Below are 16,854 nucleotides of genomic sequence, written 5' to 3'. Positions count from 1 at the left end.
CGGGCCTCGGGGCGCCGCTTGTAAACCGCTGCGCAGCTTACCTTGCCGGGTGGCGCCTGTCACGCCGCCATCGCCGCGCCCCCTCCCCGCTACGGCGTGCGCAGCGGGACGAACAAGGTGACGCGCGCCGCGCCGTGCGCCTTCAGCACGCGCGCGGCCTCGCCGAGCGTCGCGCCGCTGGTCATCACGTCGTCCACCAGCCCGATGTGCAGGCCGGCGACCTCGCCACCCGGCGCGAGGCCGAAGGCATCCCGCAGGTTGGCCTGCCGCGCGGGCAGGTCCAGCGAGGCCTGGGCCGGCGTGTCGCGCAGGCGGGCCAGCAGCGCCGGGCGCGCGCGCACGCCCAGACGGCGCGCCAGCGGCCGGGCGATCTCCCACGACTGGTTGAAGCCGCGCGCCGCCAGCCGCCGCGGCGACAGCGGCACCGGCGCCAGCAGGTCGGGCGGGGCGGGCAGTGTCGGAGGATCGGGCAGGGCGCGCGCGGCATCGTGCATGGCCTGCCAGCGCTCGGCCAGCGCCGCCGCCAGCCAGTCCGCGAGCGGCAGCGCGCCGCCGAACTTGAGCGCCAGCACCAGCCCGTCCTGCGGGCTGGCGTAGTCGCCGAGCGTGACGGCGGCGTCGAACGCGGGCGGTTCGAGCCGGCAGTGATGGCAGCGCGGACCGTGGCGCAAGCTGTGGCGCGCATCGCGGCGCAGGGCAGGCCGCGCGCAGACGCGGCAGCGCGCCGCCGGGGCCAGCAGTTCGCGCGCGCAGCCGGCGCACACGGCGTCTTCCTGCACCTCGCCGCACAGCGCGCACGCGCACGGCAGCAGCGCGCGCCACAGCCGGCGCGCTTGGCGGCGCAGGGCGCCTTCGGCGTGGCGGGCGCCGGCAGCGGACGCGGCGCGCGCGTATACTTGCGCTCCGGCCGCCGCGCCCGCAGGCGCGCGCGCCGCATTCCGCCCGGGCGCGCGCGTCCGGCCGTGTTCCTCATTCTCCTGTTGCCTGGCTTGCCCGTGTCCCTGCATGACGCCGACTCCCACGATGCCTATCTGCCGCCCGCGCGGCTGACCCGCCTCGCCTTCGACCGGCGCAGCGCGCGCTTCGGCCAGCTCGATTTCCTGCTGGGCGAGATCGGCCAGCGCATGCAGGAGCGCATGCAGATGATCCGGCTGTCGCCCGCGCGCGCGCTGGACATCGGCTGCGGCCACGGCCGCGGCCTGGCGGCGCTGCGCGCGCAGTACCCGGACGCGCAGATCGCCGGCCTGGACATCTCCGGCGCCATGCTGCGCGAGGCGGCCCAGCGCGATCCCCAGCGCCAGGCCGGATGGCTCGGGCGCATGCTCGGCAAGCGGCCCGTGTTCGACCTGGTGCAGGGCGATCTTGCCACATTGCCGTTTGCCCCGGCCAGCTTCGACCTGCTCTGGTCCAACCTCGCGCTGCACTGGCATCCTGAACCACATAGGGTATTTCCCGAGTGGCATCGTGTCGCACGTGACGAGGGCCTGGTGCTGTTCTCGCTGTTCGGCCCGGACACGCTGGCCGAGTTGCGCGCGGCCTTCGCCGAGGTCGATCCGGGTACCCACACGCTGCGCTTCGTCGACATGCACGACATCGGCGACATGCTGGTCAACAGCGGCTGGTCCACGCCCGTGATGGACATGGAAACGCTGACGATCACCTATGAATCGCCGCGCACCCTGCTGCGCGAAGTGCAGGCCTTCGGCGGCCTGCGGCTGCCGCCAATCCCAAGCCAGGGCTTGCGTGGCAGGCGTTGGCTCGATGCGCTGCTGGGCGCGCTCGAGCGCCGCCGCAATGCCGACGGGCTGATTCCGCTGACCTTCGAGATCGTCTACGGGCATGCGTGGAAACTGGCGCCGCGCGGCCGGCAGGACGTCGACGAAATGGGCCGCGCGGTGGTGCCGCTGGACAAGATCGGACGCGCGCGGCCGCGCCGATAGCGTGCCCCGGACGGGGCACCGCGAGGCCGCCGCGTGCACCGCGCTGAAGCACAAAACCGTGTCGCGCGCCACCCCGGCGGTCAAGGGGCGGCCTTGTTCGAGCAGGTGAAGCGCCCTATAATGCGCCAGTTTGTCGCAGTGGTTCCCCTGGCACATGTGCCCCGGAATCGCACTAAGTTAGTGCGGCCCAGGCGATCGTCCCAGGTGTGCATCCTATGCAGAGTGGTGGGCGATGCAAGACTTGGGTATCGCATTCCAGACGGCGCAAGACGAGCCCGGCAGCAGTCCCGGCGGGCCCGGTGCGCCGGACAAAGACTGGCTGATGAAGCGGAATTGCTCGCTGTCGCCACGCCAGGTCGGCTGGTTCTACCTCTCAATCGTCTGTGTCTCGCTCGCCATCGCGTTGTGCTTTGCGTGGCGGGGTTCGTGGCTCGTGCTGCCCTTCGCCGGGCTGGACCTGCTGGGTCTGGGCATCGCGCTGCTGGTCTACGCGCGGCATGCGGCCGACTACGAACGCGTGAGCCTGGCGGGCGGCCTGCTGGTGGTCGTCTCCGTCAGTGCCGGGCAGCTGACCCGGCATGAGTTCAACCCGCTCTGGGTGCGGGTCGAACAGGGTGAATCGTTAAGGGCGCTGGTGCAGTTGCGCTCGGGTAAGTGCGTTGTGCAGGTGGGGTGTTTTCTGGACCCGTACAAGCGCAGAAAGTTCGCGCAGGAGCTCGTATCTGCCTTGCGTTGCCTTTGAATGGAGACTGGCAGCGGCCGGGCAGGCTGACAGATTTGCATCTGTAAATTGGGTAGATAACAAATGAAAATGTGGAAGAAGGCATCCGCAGCGTGTCTGACGGGCGCGTCCCTGCTCGTTGGCCAGGCAGCCCTGGCGGTGGAAGACATGCCGGGCGGCCCCGCAGTGCGACAGCTCAATCTGGCCGAGCCCGTTACCAAGATCGCCGAACAGATTCACTGGCTGAACTGGATGATGCTGATCATCTGCACGGTGATCTTCGTCGGCGTGTTCGGCGTGATGTTCTATTCCGTGTTCAAGCACCGCAGGTCCAAGGGTGCGAAATCTGCCTCCTTCCACGAAAGCATCACCGTCGAGGTGATCTGGACCATCATCCCCTTCCTGATCGTCATCGGCATGGCGCTGCCCGCCACCAAGACGGTCGTGGCGATGAAGGACACCACCAATTCCGACATCACCATCAAGGCCACCGGCTACCAGTGGAAATGGGGTTATGACTACCTCAAGGGCGAAGGCGAGGGCATCTCCTTCGTCTCCACCCTGGCCACCCCGCGCGACCAGATCAACAACGAGGCGCCGAAGTCCAACACCTACCTGATGGAGGTGGACAACGAACTGGTGGTGCCCGTCAACAAGAAGGTGCGCATCGTCACCACCGCCAACGACGTGATCCATGCGTGGATGATCCCGGCGTTCGGCGTCAAGCAGGACGCGATCCCCGGCTTCGTGCGCGACACCTGGTTCAAGGCCGAGAAGATCGGCGTGTACCGCGGCCAGTGCGCCGAGCTGTGCGGCAAGGAACACGCCTTCATGCCGATCGTGGTGCGCGTGGTGTCCGACGCCGACTACGCCAAGTGGGTCGACGGCAAGAAGAAGGAACTCGCCGCCAAGGCCGACGACCCCAACAAGACCTGGACCCTCGACGAGCTCAAGGCGCGCGGCGAGAAGGTCTACGCCGCCAACTGCGCGGTCTGCCACCAGCCCACCGGCAAGGGCGGCGGCGCGTTCCCGGCGCTGGACGGCTCCAAGGTCGTCAACGGTCCCAAGGCCGGCCAGATGCACATCCTGCTCGAAGGCAAGGGCGCCATGCCCGTCTGGAAGCACCTCTCCGATACCGAGCTCGCCGCCGTCATGACCTTTACCCGCAACAACTGGGGCAACCATACCGGCGAAGTGATTCAACCGAGCGATTTCGTGAACGCCCGCGCGGGCAAGTTCCCGGAAGGCGGTGGCGCCGCGGGCGGCGACGCCGCACCCAAGGCGCAAGACAAGCCCGCCGCCAAGCAGGCCAGCGTCGCGGGCGACCGCGCGGCAGGCTGATCAGGACTAGAGGAGTTTTCGCGATGAGTACTGCTACCCCGGACGCGCTCGGCCATCCGCACGACCACGCGCACGATCATGCGCATGACCACGCGCACGATGAGCATCACGATCACCCGCATGGCTGGCGCCGCTGGCTGTTCGCCACCAACCACAAGGACATCGGCACGCTGTACCTGCTGTTCTCGTTCACCATGCTGCTGTCGGGCGGCATGCTGGCGCTGCTGATCCGCCTGGAACTGTTCGAGCCGGGCCTGCAGTTCTTCCGCCCCGAGCTGTTCAACCAGTTCACCACCATGCACGGCCTGATCATGGTGTTCGGCGCGATCATGCCGGCCTTCGTGGGCTTCGCCAACTGGATGATCCCGCTGCAGATCGGCGCCTCCGACATGGCGTTCGCGCGCATGAACAACTTCAGCTTCTGGCTGATGCCGCCGGCCGCGCTGCTGCTGGTGCTGTCGTTCTTCGCGCCGGGCGGCGCCACCGCCGCCGGCTGGACGCTGTACGCGCCGCTGTCGGTGCAGATGGGCCCGGGCATGGACATGGCCATCTTCGCCATGCACATCATGGGCGCGTCGTCGATCATGGGCTCGATCAACATCATCGTCACCGTGCTCAACATGCGCGCGCCCGGCATGACGCTGATGAAGATGCCGATGTTCTGCTGGACCTGGCTCATCACCGCCTACCTGCTGATCGCCGTGATGCCCGTGCTGGCCGGCGCCATCACGATGGTGCTGACCGACCGCCACTTCGGCACGAGCTTCTTCTCGGCCGCCGGCGGCGGCGACCCGGTGATGTACCAGCACATCTTCTGGTTCTTCGGCCACCCCGAGGTGTACATCATGATCCTGCCCGCGTTCGGGATCATCTCGCACGTGGTGCCGACCTTCGCGCGCAAGCGCCTGTTCGGCTACAGCTCGATGGTGTACGCCACCGCCTCGATCGCCATCCTGTCGTTCATCGTGTGGGCGCACCACATGTTCACGACCGGCATGCCGGTGACGGGCCAGCTGTTCTTCATGTACGCGACCATGCTGATCGCGGTGCCGACCGCCGTGAAGATCTTCAACTGGATCGCCACCATGTGGCGCGGCTCGATGACGTTCGAGACGCCGATGCTGTTCGCCATCGGCTTCATCTTCGTGTTCACCATCGGCGGCTTCACCGGCCTGATGCCGGCGGTCGCGCCGATCGACATCCAGCTGCAGGACACCTACTTCATCGTGGCCCACTTCCACTACGTGCTGGTGGCCGGCTCGCTGTTCGCGATGTTCTCGGGCTTCTACTACTGGGGCCCGAAGTGGAGCGGCTTCATGTACAACGAGACCCGCGGCCAGATCCACTTCTGGGGCTCGATGATCTTCTTCAACATCACGTTCTTCCCGATGCACTTCCTCGGCCTGGCCGGCATGCCGCGCCGCTATGCCGACTACCCGACGCAGTTCGCCGACTTCAACGCGATCGCCTCGATCGGCGCGCTGGGCTTCGGGCTGATGCAGGTGTATTTCTTCTTCTTCGTGGTGCTGCCGTCGTACCGTGGCGGCCAGAAGGCCGGAGACAAGCCCTGGGACGGCGCCGAAGGCCTGGAATGGACCGTGCCGTCGCCGGCCCCGTTCCACACCTTCGAGGTGCCGCCGCAAGTCAAGTAAGCCGTAACCAGGCGCGGCAGGGACGGGCGCGACGCCTGTCCCCGCCGCGCCACGCAGACAGGGTGCCATGCAGGGTCCAGACAACAATCCATCGCAGCCTGACCGCAAGGCCGCCAACCGCCGCCTCGGTCTGATCCTCTTCTCGATCGTGGTGGTTTTCTTTCTGGGTTTCTTCGCCAAGATGATTCTTCTGGGCTGAAGCCGCGGGGGTATTGGAATGAGCACGAACCAGCCGTCACAGGACGCCGCCGACAGGCGCTTCAACCGCAGCATGATGCTGCGGCTGCTGGTGGTGGTGGCGCTGATGTTCTCGTTCGGCTACGCGCTGGTGCCGCTGTACAAGAAGATCTGCGAGATCACCGGCCTCAACGTCGTGACCACGCGCGACCTGTACGGCGGGCAGGTCAGGAACACGCAGGTGGACAAGAGCCGCACCATCACGGTCGAGTTCGATTCCAACGCGCGCGGGCCGTTCGCGTTCCGGCCGGTGAAGAGCAGCATGGAAGTGCATCCGGGCGAGATGGCGACGATCGTCTACGAGGTGGCCAACGGCCAGCCGCGCGACATCTCGGCGCAGGCGATCCCGAGCTACCTGCCCAAGCTGGCCACGCAGTATTTCAAGAAGATCGAGTGCTTCTGCTTCAAGCAGCAGACGCTCAAGGCAAAGGAAGCGCGCGAGATGCCGGTGGTGTTCGTGATCGATCCGGACCTGCCGAAGGACGTGAGGAACATTACGCTGTCCTATACCTTCTTCGAGATCGGCGCGCCGGTGGCGCAGGTGCCGCAGGGCGGCGCCGACACGCCGGCCGGAGCGGGCAGGGGCATTTGAGATTCCGGGATTCGCGCCGTGGCCGGCGATGCCGGTCCGGGCAGTTCGAAGCGACACGACGCAACACGAAGCGACACGAAGCCACAAGCAGGAGCAAGCCGTGGAAGAGATGAAGGACGCGGTCAAGCGCAAGATGTCTTTCGCGCAGACGCTGCGCGCGGTGTTCTGGTCGTTCATCGGCCTGCGCAAGGGCAGCGAGCACGAGCGCGACATGGCGCAGCTCAACCCGGTCCACGTGATCATCGCCGGGCTGATCGGGGTGGCCATCCTGATCGCGGTGCTGATCACCGTGGTGCGCGTGGTGGTGGCAGGGTAAGGGTACAAGTAGGGTACAAGCAGGCAAAAGCATGCCGCCGGCCGGCCGTCGGGGCCGGATGCGCGGATAACGATGACTGAATCAAGACTCTGAGCTGGAGAAAAAAGAATGAGTGCGAATCGCGCCAACGCTCCGTACTACTTCGTACCGGGCCCCTCGCGCCATCCGATCACGGCGGCCTTCGGCCTGCTGCTGACGGCCGGCGGGGCCGCGGGCTGGGTGAACGGGCAACCGTGGGGGCCGTATGTCTGCGGCCTCGGCCTGCTGTGGTTCCTGTTCGTGCTCAAGAGCTGGTTCGGCGACGCCATCAGCGAGTCGGAGACCGGCAAGTACGGCAAGAACATCGACCTGTCCTTCCGCTGGTCGATGGGCTGGTTCATCTTCTCCGAGGTGATGTTCTTCGCGGCCTTCTTCGGCGCGCTGTTCTACGCCCGCAACATCGCCATGCCGTGGCTGGGCGACCTGAACAACAAGATCCTGTGGCCCGACTTCGCCGCGGTGTGGCCCAACGCCGGCCCGGCCGGCGTGGTCGAGAGCTTCCAGACGATGGGCCCGTGGCCGATCCCGACGATCAACACGGCCCTGCTGTTGACCTCCGGCGTGACGCTGACCTGGGCGCACCACGCGCTGCTGGCCAACAAGCGCAGCCAACTGATCCAGGGCCTGGTGCTGACTATCCTGCTGGGCGCGCTGTTCATGTGCTTCCAGGTCTACGAGTACCATCACGCCTACACCGAGCTCAACCTCAAGCTGACCTCGGGCATCTACGGCTCCACCTTCTTCCTGCTGACCGGCTTCCACGGCTTCCACGTGACGATGGGCGCGATCATGCTGACGGTGGTGCTGGTGCGCGTGCTGAAGGGGCATTTCACGCCCGACCACCACTTCGCCTTCGAAGGCGCGGCCTGGTACTGGCACTTCGTGGACGTGGTGTGGCTGTTCCTCTACGTCGTGGTGTACTGGCTGTAACACACCCGGGGCGCGGTGGCCGCCGGCCACCGCCGGGGAGGGCAGCCTCCCACGGAGCACGAAAAACAAGCGCCGCAGGGGCCTGGCCAGCCTGCGGCGCTTGTTTTTTGCGATCCCGCCGCCGTGGCGCGAGCCGCCGGCGGCCATCCGCGAGCCCGGCGCGCGCGCCTCACGGCCCCATGCGGATGCCGGTGCTCTGTATCCAGCCCATCCAGTGCGAGAACAGGATGAACAGGAACAGCGCCACGGAGAAGCCGACCCGGAACATCAGCGAGCGCATCATGTTCGGCGTCCTGCCGCGGTCGCGCATCATGAAGAACAGGGCGGAGGCCAGGCTGCCGACGATGAGGACGAACGCGATGAGGATGACGATGCGCATGGAGGGTTCGCCCGGGCGGGATCGGCTGGAGGTGAAGTACCATTATCGCACCGGCGCGCCGTTGCCGGCACTCGGGGGCCGCCCGTGAAACCGTGGCGCGCGCTGAGCCCGGTGCCTGCCATCGCCGCGCTGGCGGTGATCGCCGCGACCTGCGCGCTGGGCAACTGGCAGCTTGGCCGCGCCCACGAGAAGATCGCGCGGGCGCAGCGCCTGCAGGCGCTGGCCGCGCAGCCGCCGCTGGAAGTCGGGCGGACGCTGGTGGCGGGCCCGGTGGCCGAGCGGCGCGTGCATGCGCGCGGCCGTTTCGACGCGGACCATACCGTGCTGCTGGACAACCGGCCGCATGGCAACGGCAGCGACAGCCGCGCCGGCTTCATGGTGCTGACGCCGCTGCGCGTGGCGGACGACCGCGCCGCGCCGGCGGTGCTGGTGCTGCGCGGCTGGCTGCCGCGCGACGCGCAGGACCGCACCCGCATCGCGCCGTTCGCCACGCCCGCGGGCGAGGTGGACGTGGAAGGCACGGCGCTGGCAACGGTGCCCCGGGTCTTCGGCCTCGGCCGCGGCGCGGATGCCGAAGCCGGCCAGAAGATTCGCCAGAACGTGGACATCGCCGCCTTTGCCAGGGAGCTGGGCATGCCCTTGCAGCCGTTCGTGCTGGAGCAGCGCAGCGACAATGGCGACGGGCTGGCGCGCGACTGGGCGCCGGCCGACATCGGCGCCGACCGCCATTACGGTTATGCCTTCCAGTGGTTCGGGATGGCCGCGCTGACGCTGGTGCTGCTGGTGGCGCTGAGCTGGCGGCGCGCGCGGCGCATGGCGGCCGAGGCGCGGGCGGAGACGCCGTCGGAGATGCCGCCGGAGATGCGGCCCGAACCACCGCGGGGCCGCGCGGTCAGATGAGCGCGGCACCCGCGACCGGACGCCCGAGAGACAGAAGAGACAGAAGAGACGAACGAACGTGATGCCACAACGAGACCCAGCGCCGGCCCAGGCCGCGCGCGCCGCACCGCAGGACCCGCGCATCGATGCCCGCACCCGGCGCGGCCGCATCCAGATGCTGCTGCTGCTGCTGGTGTGCGCTTCGCCGGTGATTGCTTCCTACCTGACCTACTACGTGTTCAGGCCGGCCGGCGGCACCACCAACTACGGCGCGCTGATCGAGCCGCAGCGCCCGATGCCGGCCGTGCAGGTCGCCAACGAGCGCGCCGAGCCGGTGCCGCTGGACAGCTTCAAGGGCAAGTGGCTGCTGATCAGCGCCGACGGCGCCGCCTGCGGCGAAGCCTGCGCCAGGAAGCTGTTCACCATCCGCCAGCTGCGCGCCGGCCAGGGCCAGGACCGCGAGCGCATCGTGCCGGTATGGCTGGTCAGCGACGACGGCCCCATCGACGCGCGCCTGTCCGCCGCCTACAACGAGCCCTACGCCGGCGTGCGCTTCCTGCGCGCGCCGCGCGACGCGCTGCAGAAGTGGCTGCCGCCCGACGCGGGCGCGCGCATCGAGGACACGCTCTACCTGGTCGACCCGCTCGGCAACCTGATGATGCGCTTCCCGAAGGACCCGGACCCCCAGAAGATGAGCTCCGACCTCAAGAAGCTGCTCAAGTATTCCCACATCGGCTGAACCCACATCGGCTGAAGCCCGGGCTTACGGCCAGACTCAACGACTACGCGCATGCTGCTCCAACTCGCCGTCATCGGCGTCCTGATCGCGCTGTTTCCCCTGAGCTACGTGCTGGTCAGGGGCGACCGCAACAAGTACCGCAAACTGGTGTGGATCACCGCCTTCCTGACGCTGGACCTGATCATGTTCGGCAGCTTCACGCGGCTGACCGATTCCGGCCTGGGCTGCCCGGACTGGCCGGGCTGCTACGGCCACTCCAACCCGCACGCGGCCAGCGAGCCGATCCGCGCGGCCGAGACCGCGCTGCCCAGCGGCCCGGTTTCCGCCACCAAGGCCTGGATCGAGATGATCCACCGCTATTTCGCGATGGCGGTGGGCGTGCTGATCATCACGCTGATGGTGCTGGCCTGGGTCAGGCGGCGCGAGCTGCGGCAGTCGCCGTGGTTCGCCACCGGCGTGCTGCTGCTGGTGTGCGTGCAGGGCGCGTTCGGCGCGTTCACGGTCACGCTCAAGCTGCAGCCCGTCATCGTGGTCACGCACCTGATGCTGGGCATGGCCCTGCTGGCGTCGCTGATCTGGCTGGGCTCGCGCAACGACCCGCCGCTGGGCGTGGCGCCGGCCGCCGGCGCGCTGCGCTGGCCGGCGCGGCTGGGGCTGGCGCTGCTGGTGCTGCAGATCTTCCTGGGCGGCTGGGTGAGCACCAACTACGCGGTGCTGGCTTGCACCGACTTCCCGCTGTGCAACGGCCAGTTGGTGCCGGAGATGGACTTCCGCCACGGCTTCACGCTGTGGCGCCAGCTCGGCATGACCGCCGACGGCGACTATATCCCGCACTCGGCGCTGGTGGCGATCCACTGGGTGCACCGCGGCTTCGCCTTCGTGGTGCTGGGCTACCTGGCGTGGTTCGGGCTGCGCGCGCGCCGCCTCGGCGGGCTGGCGCGCCACGCGGGCTGGCTGCTGGGCGTGCTCGCGCTGCAATTGGCCACCGGCTTGTCCAACATCGTGTTCGACTGGCCGCTGGTGGCCGCGGTGGCCCACAACGGCGGCGCGGCGGTGCTTCTGATGCTGTTGGTCCGCCTCAACTACAATATAGGGCTCGCGGCCCGCGCCGCTGACCTCGCTACTGACGTGCCGGCCGCCGTGCGCGCCACATGAAAGAGAAGATTCCCCCCGTGGTTACTGCTACCCACCCTCATCCTGCCGGACGGGTCCGTCACCTGGTCCGCCAGTACGCCGCCCTCACCAAGCCCCGCGTCACGCAACTGGCCGTCTTCTGCGCCATCATCGGCATGTTCCTGGCCTCGCCGGGCATGGTGCCGTGGCCGGTGCTGATCGGCGGCGCGGCGGGCATCTGGCTGCTGGCGGGCGCGGCGTTCGCCATCAACTGCCTGGTGGAGCAGAAGATCGACGCGCTGATGCGCCGCACCGCGTGGCGCCCCTCGGCCACCGGCGAGATCACCACCGCGCAGACGCTGGTGTTCTCCGCGGTGCTGGGCGGGGCGGGGATGTGGCTGCTGCACGTGTTCGCCAACGACCTGACCATGTGGCTGACGGTGGCGACCTTCGTCGGCTACGCGGTGGTGTACACCATCCTGCTCAAGCCGGCCACGCCGCAGAACATCGTGATCGGCGGCCTGTCCGGCGCCATGCCGCCGGCGCTGGGCTGGGCGGCGGTGTCGGGCACCGTGCCGGCCGAAGCGTGGTTCCTGGTGCTCATCATCTTCACCTGGACCCCGCCGCATTTCTGGGCGCTGGCGCTGTACCGCCGCGCCGACTACGCCAAGTCGGGCCTGCCGATGCTGCCGATCACCCACGGCGAGCGCTTCACCCTGCTGCACATCCTGCTGTACACGCTGATCATGATCGCGGCCACGCTGCTGCCGTTCGTGTACGGCATGTGCGGTTATATCTACCTGACGTCCGCGCTGGTGCTCGGCGGCGGTTTCCTGGCCTATGCCTGGAAGCTGTACCGCAACTACTCGGATGCGCTGGCGCAGCGCATGTTCCGCTTCTCGATCCTGTACCTGTCGCTGCTGTTCGCGGCGCTGCTGATCGACCACTATTTCAAGTTCCTGCCGCAGTCCTGAACGGCGCGCCGGCGCCGGTCTTGCGGCATCTTGTCGCGGACCGGGCGCAGCGGCGGCGCGATCGGCGATACTGCGCCCATATGCCAATGCGAGGCGGCCAATGTGAAGCGGCCGCCCTGCGCCGCCCCATCCATCACGCGACCCGAATGCCTACCCGCCCCTTCCCCGGTTCTTCCTCCAGCTTCGCGCTGCTGCTTCGTCGTTTCTGCCTGCTGGCGCTCTGTTCGCTGCTGCTCGCCGCGTGCGGCCAGCAGCGCGCGTCCTTCAAGAACGTCGACATCACCGGCGGCAGCGAATTCGGCAAGGACTTCAGCCTCACCGACCACACCGGCAAGGTCCGCACGCTGGCCGACTTCAAGGGCAAGGCGGTGGTGATGTTCTTCGGCTACACGCATTGCCCGGACGTCTGCCCGACCACGATGGCCGAGCTCAAGGCGGTCATGGAGCAGCTCGGCCCCGATGCCGACAAGGTGCAGGTGCTGTTCGTCACGGTCGACCCCGAGCGCGACACGCAGGAGCTGCTGGCGCAATACGTGCCGGCCTTCGACCCGCGCTTCCTGGGCATGCGCGCGGCCGACGACGCCGCGCTGCAGAAGGTGGCCAAGGACTTCAAGGTGTATTACGCCAAGGTGCCCGGCACCTCGCCGAACAACTACACGATGGACCACTCGGCCGGCAGCTACGTGTTCGACCCGAGCGGCAAGCTGCGCCTGTTCATCCGCCACGGCCAGGGGCCGGAGCCGATCGTGCACGATCTCAAGCAGCTGCTGTCCTGATCCGCGTGCCGCCGCCGGCGGCGCGTGGACGAAAAAAGGGCCGGTCGCGAGGACCGGCCCTTTTTCGTTGCGCGGCGCGGCTTTCGCCGCCGCGCGCGGTCAGGCAAACGCTTGCAGCGCGCCCTTCATCTTCTTCATCGCCGCCGTTTCGATCTGGCGGATGCGCTCGGCCGACACGCCGAACTCGTCAGCCAGCTCGTGCAGCGTCGAGCCGCCCGAGCCGTCGTCGTTGACGTGCAGCCAGCGCGCCTCGATGATGCGGCGGCTGCGCTCGTCGAGCTTGCCCAGCGCTTCTTCCAGGCCCTGCACCTGCAGGCGGTCGTGGCGCTGGGCCTCGATCACGCGGGTCGGCTCGTTGTGGTTGTCGGCCAGGTAGGCGATGGGGGCGAATTCCTCCTCGCCGTCGTCGATCTGGCCTTCCAGCGCCAGGTCGCCGCCCGACAGGCGGGTCTCCATCTCCATCACTTCTTCCGGCTTGACGTTCAGCTCGCGCGCCACCGCGTCGATCTGTTCCGGCGTGAAGGTGTGGGCGCCCTGCTTGTGGCTGCGCAGGTTGAAGAACAGCTTGCGCTGGGCCTTGGTGGTGGCCACCTTGACCATGCGCCAGTTCTTCAGCACGTACTCGTGGATCTCGGCCTTGATCCAGTGCATGGCATACGACACCAGGCGCACGCCCTGGTCCGGGTCGAAGCGCTTCACCGCCTTCATCAGGCCGATGTTGCCTTCCTGGATCAGGTCGGCGTGGGGCAGGCCGTAGCCGAGGTACTGGCGGGCGATGGACACCACCAGGCGCAGGTGCGACAGCACCAGGCGGCGCGCCGCGTCGACGGAGTCGTGCTCGCGCAGGTCGCGCGCAAGCCGCTGCTCCTCCTCGGGCGTCAGCATGGGGATACGATGGACAGCCTGGATATAGCTGTCCAGGTTTCCCAGGTTACCGGGAAACGTCAGCGCGAACGCCCCGGCGCCCTGAGGCGCCGTAGGCAGGCGGCTGCTGGTTTGGGTCTGGTCGGCAGATAGGACCGCGTTCACTCGATTGCTCCTTTCGCATCCGGCGGGTGGGTTGCCCGCGGCGCTCGCCACAAGGGTCCGCGCACTGCATTGCAACACATATTAGCACTCAAGCCGGGGGACTGCTAAGTTGGAGTCCCCGTGGGGTTGATAGTTCCAGCTAATTGATGTCGTGAATCACATAGTCTTTTATCGGGACCGGCTTCCGTCATGTGGCGTAATCACTATCAGACAGCGTTCGCTGCCTTATCGGACAAAGATTAGAGGGGGCGCGCCCCGTCTGGTTCTGTCGCCGGATGAGATGCTGTGTTCCGCCAGCAGCTACACTCCTCTCATTTGGCCGGCCCTCAGCTTCGGCCCAACCGGGGAGATCCATGTCTGTCATCGAACACTTGCTCAAGCCGCACACACGCGATCTCGGCGACGGTTTCACCGTCAGCCGCGTGCTGCCCGCCGCCGCGGCCCAGACGGTGGGCCCGTTCATCTTCTTCGACCACATGGGACCCACGGCCCTGCCGCGCGGCCAGGGGCTGGATGTGCGCCCGCATCCGCATATCGGCCTGGCCACCGTGACCTACCTGTTCGACGGCGAAATCCTCCACCACGACAGCCTGGGCAGCAAGCAGGTGATCCGGCCCGGCGACGTCAACTGGATGACCGCCGGCAGCGGCATCGCGCACTCGGAGCGCTCGCCCGCGGCGGCCCGCGAGGCCGGGCCGAGCCTGCACGGCATCCAGACCTGGGTGGCGCTGCCGCTGGAACACGAAACCACCGCGCCGTCGTTCTTCCACCATCCGGCCGCGACGCTGCCCAAGCTCGAGCGCCCGGGCGTGCGCATGACCGTGATCGCGGGCGATGCGTTCGGCGCCGAGGCGCCGGTGAAGGTCTTCAGCCGCACGCTGTACGTGGCGATCGAGCTGGAGGCGGGCGCCAGCCTGGAGATCCCGCCCGAGCATGCCGAGCGCGGCGTCTATCCGGTCGACGGCGTGGTCGCGCTCGACGGCGAGGTGCTGCCGGAGCGTCACATGGCGGTGCTGGTGCCCGGCCAGACCGTCACGCTGAACGCCGAGGCGCCTTCGCGCGTGATGCTGCTCGGCGGCGATCCGACCGACGGGCACCGCTTCATCTTCTGGAATTTCGTCGCCAGCAGCAAGGAGGCCATCGAAGCCGCGTCGCAGCGCTGGGAGAACGACCAGTTCCCGCGCGTGCCGGGCGAGGACGACCGCATCCCGCTGCCGCCGCGCAAGCGCTAGACCGGGCTGGTCCAGGCCACGCGCGTGCCCTGCTGCACGCAGCCGCGGATGGCCTCGACCTGGGTGGCGATCGGTGCCGGCACCGGCACCTTGCCGTCCAGCACGGCGCGGATCCAGGCCGCGGTCTGCGCGACGTCGTTGCCGGGCGGCAGTTCCGGCACCTCGCCAATCGAACCCGCGGTGGGGTCGACCAGCGTGCGCTGGTGGCCGTCGTGCAGCCAGTCGATGCGGCCGGCGCGGCGCGCGTCGGCCACCACCTCGCCCTCGGTGCCGCGCGCCAGCAGCACGTTGGCCGGCTCGTGCGAGAAGTAGTCGGTCAGGGTCTCGCGGTATTCCGGATGGGTGTAGCTGTACAGGCGCAGCGCCTCGGCCGGCGTATGCGCGCCGACGGGCTGCAGCATCTTCGCCACCGTGTGCGAGGAATTGCGCAGGCCGATCTGCATGCGCCGGTCGAGCAGCCGCGACAGCGCCGGCGACAGCACGTCGACCGGCAGCACCGCCAGCGGGTTGTCCTTCTCGCGCAGGCGGGACTCGGCTTCGGCCACCGTCGCGCACGGCGCGATGCCGAGCGCCCCGAACAGCGCGATGCTGGTCACGCGCCCGCTGAATTCGCGGCTGCCGTGCACCAGCACCGGCACGCCTTCGCGCGCCAGCAGCAGCGCCAGCAGCGGCACCAGGTTGGGCTGCTTGCGCGCGCCGTTGTAGCTGGGGATGGAGACCACCACGCGGTCGGGCGGCGCGGCCAGCGGCAGGCAGTGCGCGTGCGCGGCCTCCAGCATGCCGGCCAGCTCGTGCGGCGCCTCGCCCTTGATGCGGTAGGCCATCAGCACGGCGCCCAGCTCGATGTCGGCCACGCGGCCGGCCAGCATGGCGTCGAACAGCGTCTGCGCATCCTCGCGCGGCAGCGCGCGGGCGCCGTTGACGCCGCGGCCGATTTCCTTGATGTACCTGGCTGCGGCGAAAGGGGCAGCGGTGGGGGTGGCAGCGGGCGTGGCGGTGTCGGTCATGGCGGGCTGGGACGGTGTTGTTTGTGGTTCATGATAGCGGAGCGGGGGGGGGGGGGGGGGCGAGAAACACGCCCCCCCCCCCCCCCCCCCCCCCCCCCCCCCCCCCCGCGCCGTTGAATCCGCGCCATGAACCCGCGGCCCGGCCCGCGCTCAGGCCGCTTCCTTGAGCGCCGGATTGCGCTGCTTGCGGTACAGGAAGTCCAGCACCGCGGTGCGGCAGGCGTGGTAGGCCTTGTCGTCGGCCAGCGCCATGCGCTCGCGTGGGCGCGGCAGGTCCACCGGCAGCACCTCGCCGATGGTCGCCGCGGGGCCGTTGGTCATCATGACGATGCGGTCGGCCAGCAGCACGGCCTCGTCCACGTCGTGCGTCACCATCACCACCGTGCTGCGGGTCTTGGCGACGATCTTGATGAGCTCGTCCTGCAGGTGGGCGCGCGTGAGCGCATCGAGCGCGCCGAACGGCTCGTCCATCAGCAGCACCTTGGGCTCCATCGCCAGCGCCCGCGCGATGCCCACGCGCTGCTTCATGCCGCCGGAGATCTCCTGCGGGTACTTGCCCTCGGCATGGGTCAGGCCCACCATTGCCAGCGTGTCGTGCGTGCGGGCCTTGAGCTGCGCGCGGTTTTCGCTGCCGCCGAACACGCGTTCCACGCCGAGGTAGACGTTCTCGAAGCAGGTCAGCCACGGCAGCAGCGAGTGGTTCTGGAACACCACCGCGCGGTCCGGCCCCGGGCCGGAGATCTCGCGCTCGGCGCAGATCAGCGCGCCGCCGCTGGGGCGGTCGAGCCCGGCCAGCAGGTTCAGCAGCGTCGATTTGCCGCAGCCCGAATGGCCGATCAGCGTGATGAACTCGCCGCGGGCGATGGTCAGGTTGACGTCGCGCAGCGCGACGAACGGTCCCTTCTTGGTCTTGAAGGTCTGGCCCACGTTTTCGATGCGGACGAACTTTTCCATGTCG

The 16,854-nt window shown here is 68.4% G+C and carries 19 protein-coding genes; 14 read left to right on the top strand and 5 right to left on the bottom strand.

What is annotated here, in order from left to right; translation table 11 throughout:
• Nucleotides 1-89: 89 nt before the first annotated feature.
• Nucleotides 90-1,007, bottom strand: a complete 918-nt coding sequence (locus tag AC3WXD_RS22335) for a ComF family protein (RefSeq protein WP_082079383.1) — start codon at nt 1,005-1,007, stop codon at nt 90-92.
• Between AC3WXD_RS22335 and AC3WXD_RS22330 the strand changes: the two genes are divergently transcribed.
• The 8 genes from AC3WXD_RS22330 (at nt 996) to AC3WXD_RS22295 (ending at nt 7,768) form a co-directional block, all read left to right on the top strand.
• Nucleotides 996-1,940 (top strand): methyltransferase domain-containing protein, encoded by a 945-nt coding sequence (locus AC3WXD_RS22330; RefSeq protein ID WP_492324706.1) that lies wholly within the window; start codon nt 996-998, stop codon nt 1,938-1,940. The two genes, AC3WXD_RS22335 and AC3WXD_RS22330, sit on opposite strands and share 12 nt — an antisense overlap.
• Before the next feature lie 232 nt (nt 1,941-2,172).
• Entirely contained in the window at nt 2,173-2,682 is a 510-nt protein-coding gene (locus AC3WXD_RS22325; RefSeq protein WP_020202628.1) for a DUF2244 domain-containing protein, read from the top strand.
• Between the two features lie 63 nt (nt 2,683-2,745).
• Nucleotides 2,746-4,002, top strand: a complete 1,257-nt coding sequence (gene coxB, locus AC3WXD_RS22320; RefSeq protein ID WP_029043521.1) for a cytochrome c oxidase subunit II — start codon at nt 2,746-2,748, stop codon at nt 4,000-4,002.
• A gap of 23 nt (nt 4,003-4,025) precedes the next feature.
• A complete protein-coding gene (ctaD, locus tag AC3WXD_RS22315) occupies nt 4,026-5,654 on the top strand; it encodes a cytochrome c oxidase subunit I (protein ID WP_020202630.1) in 1,629 nt (542 codons plus the stop codon).
• Nucleotides 5,655-5,721: 67 nt separating this feature from the next.
• Nucleotides 5,722-5,853: a cytochrome oxidase small assembly protein gene (locus AC3WXD_RS22310; RefSeq protein WP_020202631.1), complete on the top strand. Its 132-nt coding sequence runs from the start codon at nt 5,722-5,724 to the stop codon at nt 5,851-5,853.
• Nucleotides 5,854-5,871: 18 nt separating this feature from the next.
• Entirely contained in the window at nt 5,872-6,483 is a 612-nt protein-coding gene (locus AC3WXD_RS22305; protein WP_059410394.1) for a cytochrome c oxidase assembly protein, read from the top strand.
• A gap of 100 nt (nt 6,484-6,583) precedes the next feature.
• The gene (locus tag AC3WXD_RS22300; RefSeq protein WP_020202633.1) at nt 6,584-6,799 is read left to right on the top strand and encodes a DUF2970 domain-containing protein; all 216 of its coding nucleotides are present in this window, start codon (nt 6,584-6,586) and stop codon (nt 6,797-6,799) included.
• Between the two features lie 108 nt (nt 6,800-6,907).
• Complete coding sequence (locus AC3WXD_RS22295; RefSeq protein ID WP_059410395.1) at nt 6,908-7,768, top strand: cytochrome c oxidase subunit 3; 861 nt, start codon at nt 6,908-6,910, stop codon at nt 7,766-7,768.
• Nucleotides 7,769-7,937: 169 nt separating this feature from the next.
• Here the strand turns inward: AC3WXD_RS22295 and AC3WXD_RS22290 are convergent, their stop codons facing one another.
• Complete coding sequence (locus AC3WXD_RS22290; protein ID WP_020202635.1) at nt 7,938-8,147, bottom strand: twin transmembrane helix small protein; 210 nt, start codon at nt 8,145-8,147, stop codon at nt 7,938-7,940.
• Between the two features lie 84 nt (nt 8,148-8,231).
• On the opposite strand from AC3WXD_RS22290, the gene AC3WXD_RS22285 reads away from it, so the two are divergent.
• The 5 genes from AC3WXD_RS22285 (at nt 8,232) to AC3WXD_RS22265 (ending at nt 12,628) form a co-directional block, all read left to right on the top strand.
• Nucleotides 8,232-9,047 (top strand): SURF1 family protein, encoded by an 816-nt coding sequence (locus tag AC3WXD_RS22285; protein WP_492324705.1) that lies wholly within the window; start codon nt 8,232-8,234, stop codon nt 9,045-9,047.
• 61 nt (nt 9,048-9,108) lie between these two features.
• On the top strand, nt 9,109-9,765 hold the full coding sequence (locus AC3WXD_RS22280) for an SCO family protein (protein ID WP_020202637.1): 657 nt from the start codon (nt 9,109-9,111) through the stop codon (nt 9,763-9,765).
• 51 nt (nt 9,766-9,816) lie between these two features.
• Nucleotides 9,817-10,920, top strand: a complete 1,104-nt coding sequence (locus AC3WXD_RS22275) for a COX15/CtaA family protein (RefSeq protein WP_020202638.1) — start codon at nt 9,817-9,819, stop codon at nt 10,918-10,920.
• Nucleotides 10,917-11,852: a heme o synthase gene (locus AC3WXD_RS22270; protein WP_492324704.1), complete on the top strand. Its 936-nt coding sequence runs from the start codon at nt 10,917-10,919 to the stop codon at nt 11,850-11,852. Before AC3WXD_RS22275 ends, AC3WXD_RS22270 begins: the two co-directional genes overlap by 4 nt.
• A 146-nt stretch (nt 11,853-11,998) precedes the next feature.
• Nucleotides 11,999-12,628, top strand: coding sequence for an SCO family protein (locus AC3WXD_RS22265; protein WP_020202640.1), 630 nt, complete (start codon nt 11,999-12,001; stop codon nt 12,626-12,628).
• Between the two features lie 99 nt (nt 12,629-12,727).
• Here AC3WXD_RS22265 and rpoH read toward each other — a convergent pair whose 3' ends face one another.
• On the bottom strand, nt 12,728-13,657 hold the full coding sequence (gene rpoH / locus AC3WXD_RS22260; protein ID WP_029043524.1) for an RNA polymerase sigma factor RpoH: 930 nt from the start codon (nt 13,655-13,657) through the stop codon (nt 12,728-12,730).
• Between the two features lie 353 nt (nt 13,658-14,010).
• Here rpoH and AC3WXD_RS22255 point away from each other — a divergent pair, with 353 nt between their 5' ends.
• Complete coding sequence (locus tag AC3WXD_RS22255) at nt 14,011-14,889, top strand: pirin family protein (RefSeq protein ID WP_029043525.1); 879 nt, start codon at nt 14,011-14,013, stop codon at nt 14,887-14,889.
• Here the strand turns inward: AC3WXD_RS22255 and ybiB are convergent.
• Together ybiB and AC3WXD_RS22245 are read right to left on the bottom strand one after the other, a co-directional pair.
• On the bottom strand, nt 14,886-15,896 hold the full coding sequence (gene ybiB / locus AC3WXD_RS22250) for a DNA-binding protein YbiB (RefSeq protein WP_492324703.1): 1,011 nt from the start codon (nt 15,894-15,896) through the stop codon (nt 14,886-14,888). The genes AC3WXD_RS22255 and ybiB overlap by 4 nt on opposite strands.
• 150 nt (nt 15,897-16,046) lie before the next feature.
• Entirely contained in the window at nt 16,047-16,850 is an 804-nt protein-coding gene (locus AC3WXD_RS22245; protein WP_059410399.1) for an ABC transporter ATP-binding protein, read from the bottom strand.
• Nucleotides 16,851-16,854 lie beyond the last annotated feature (4 nt).

The organism is Cupriavidus sp. FW216-B1 (assembly GCF_058789195.1).
This window is presented reverse-complemented; position numbering and strand designations above follow the sequence as displayed.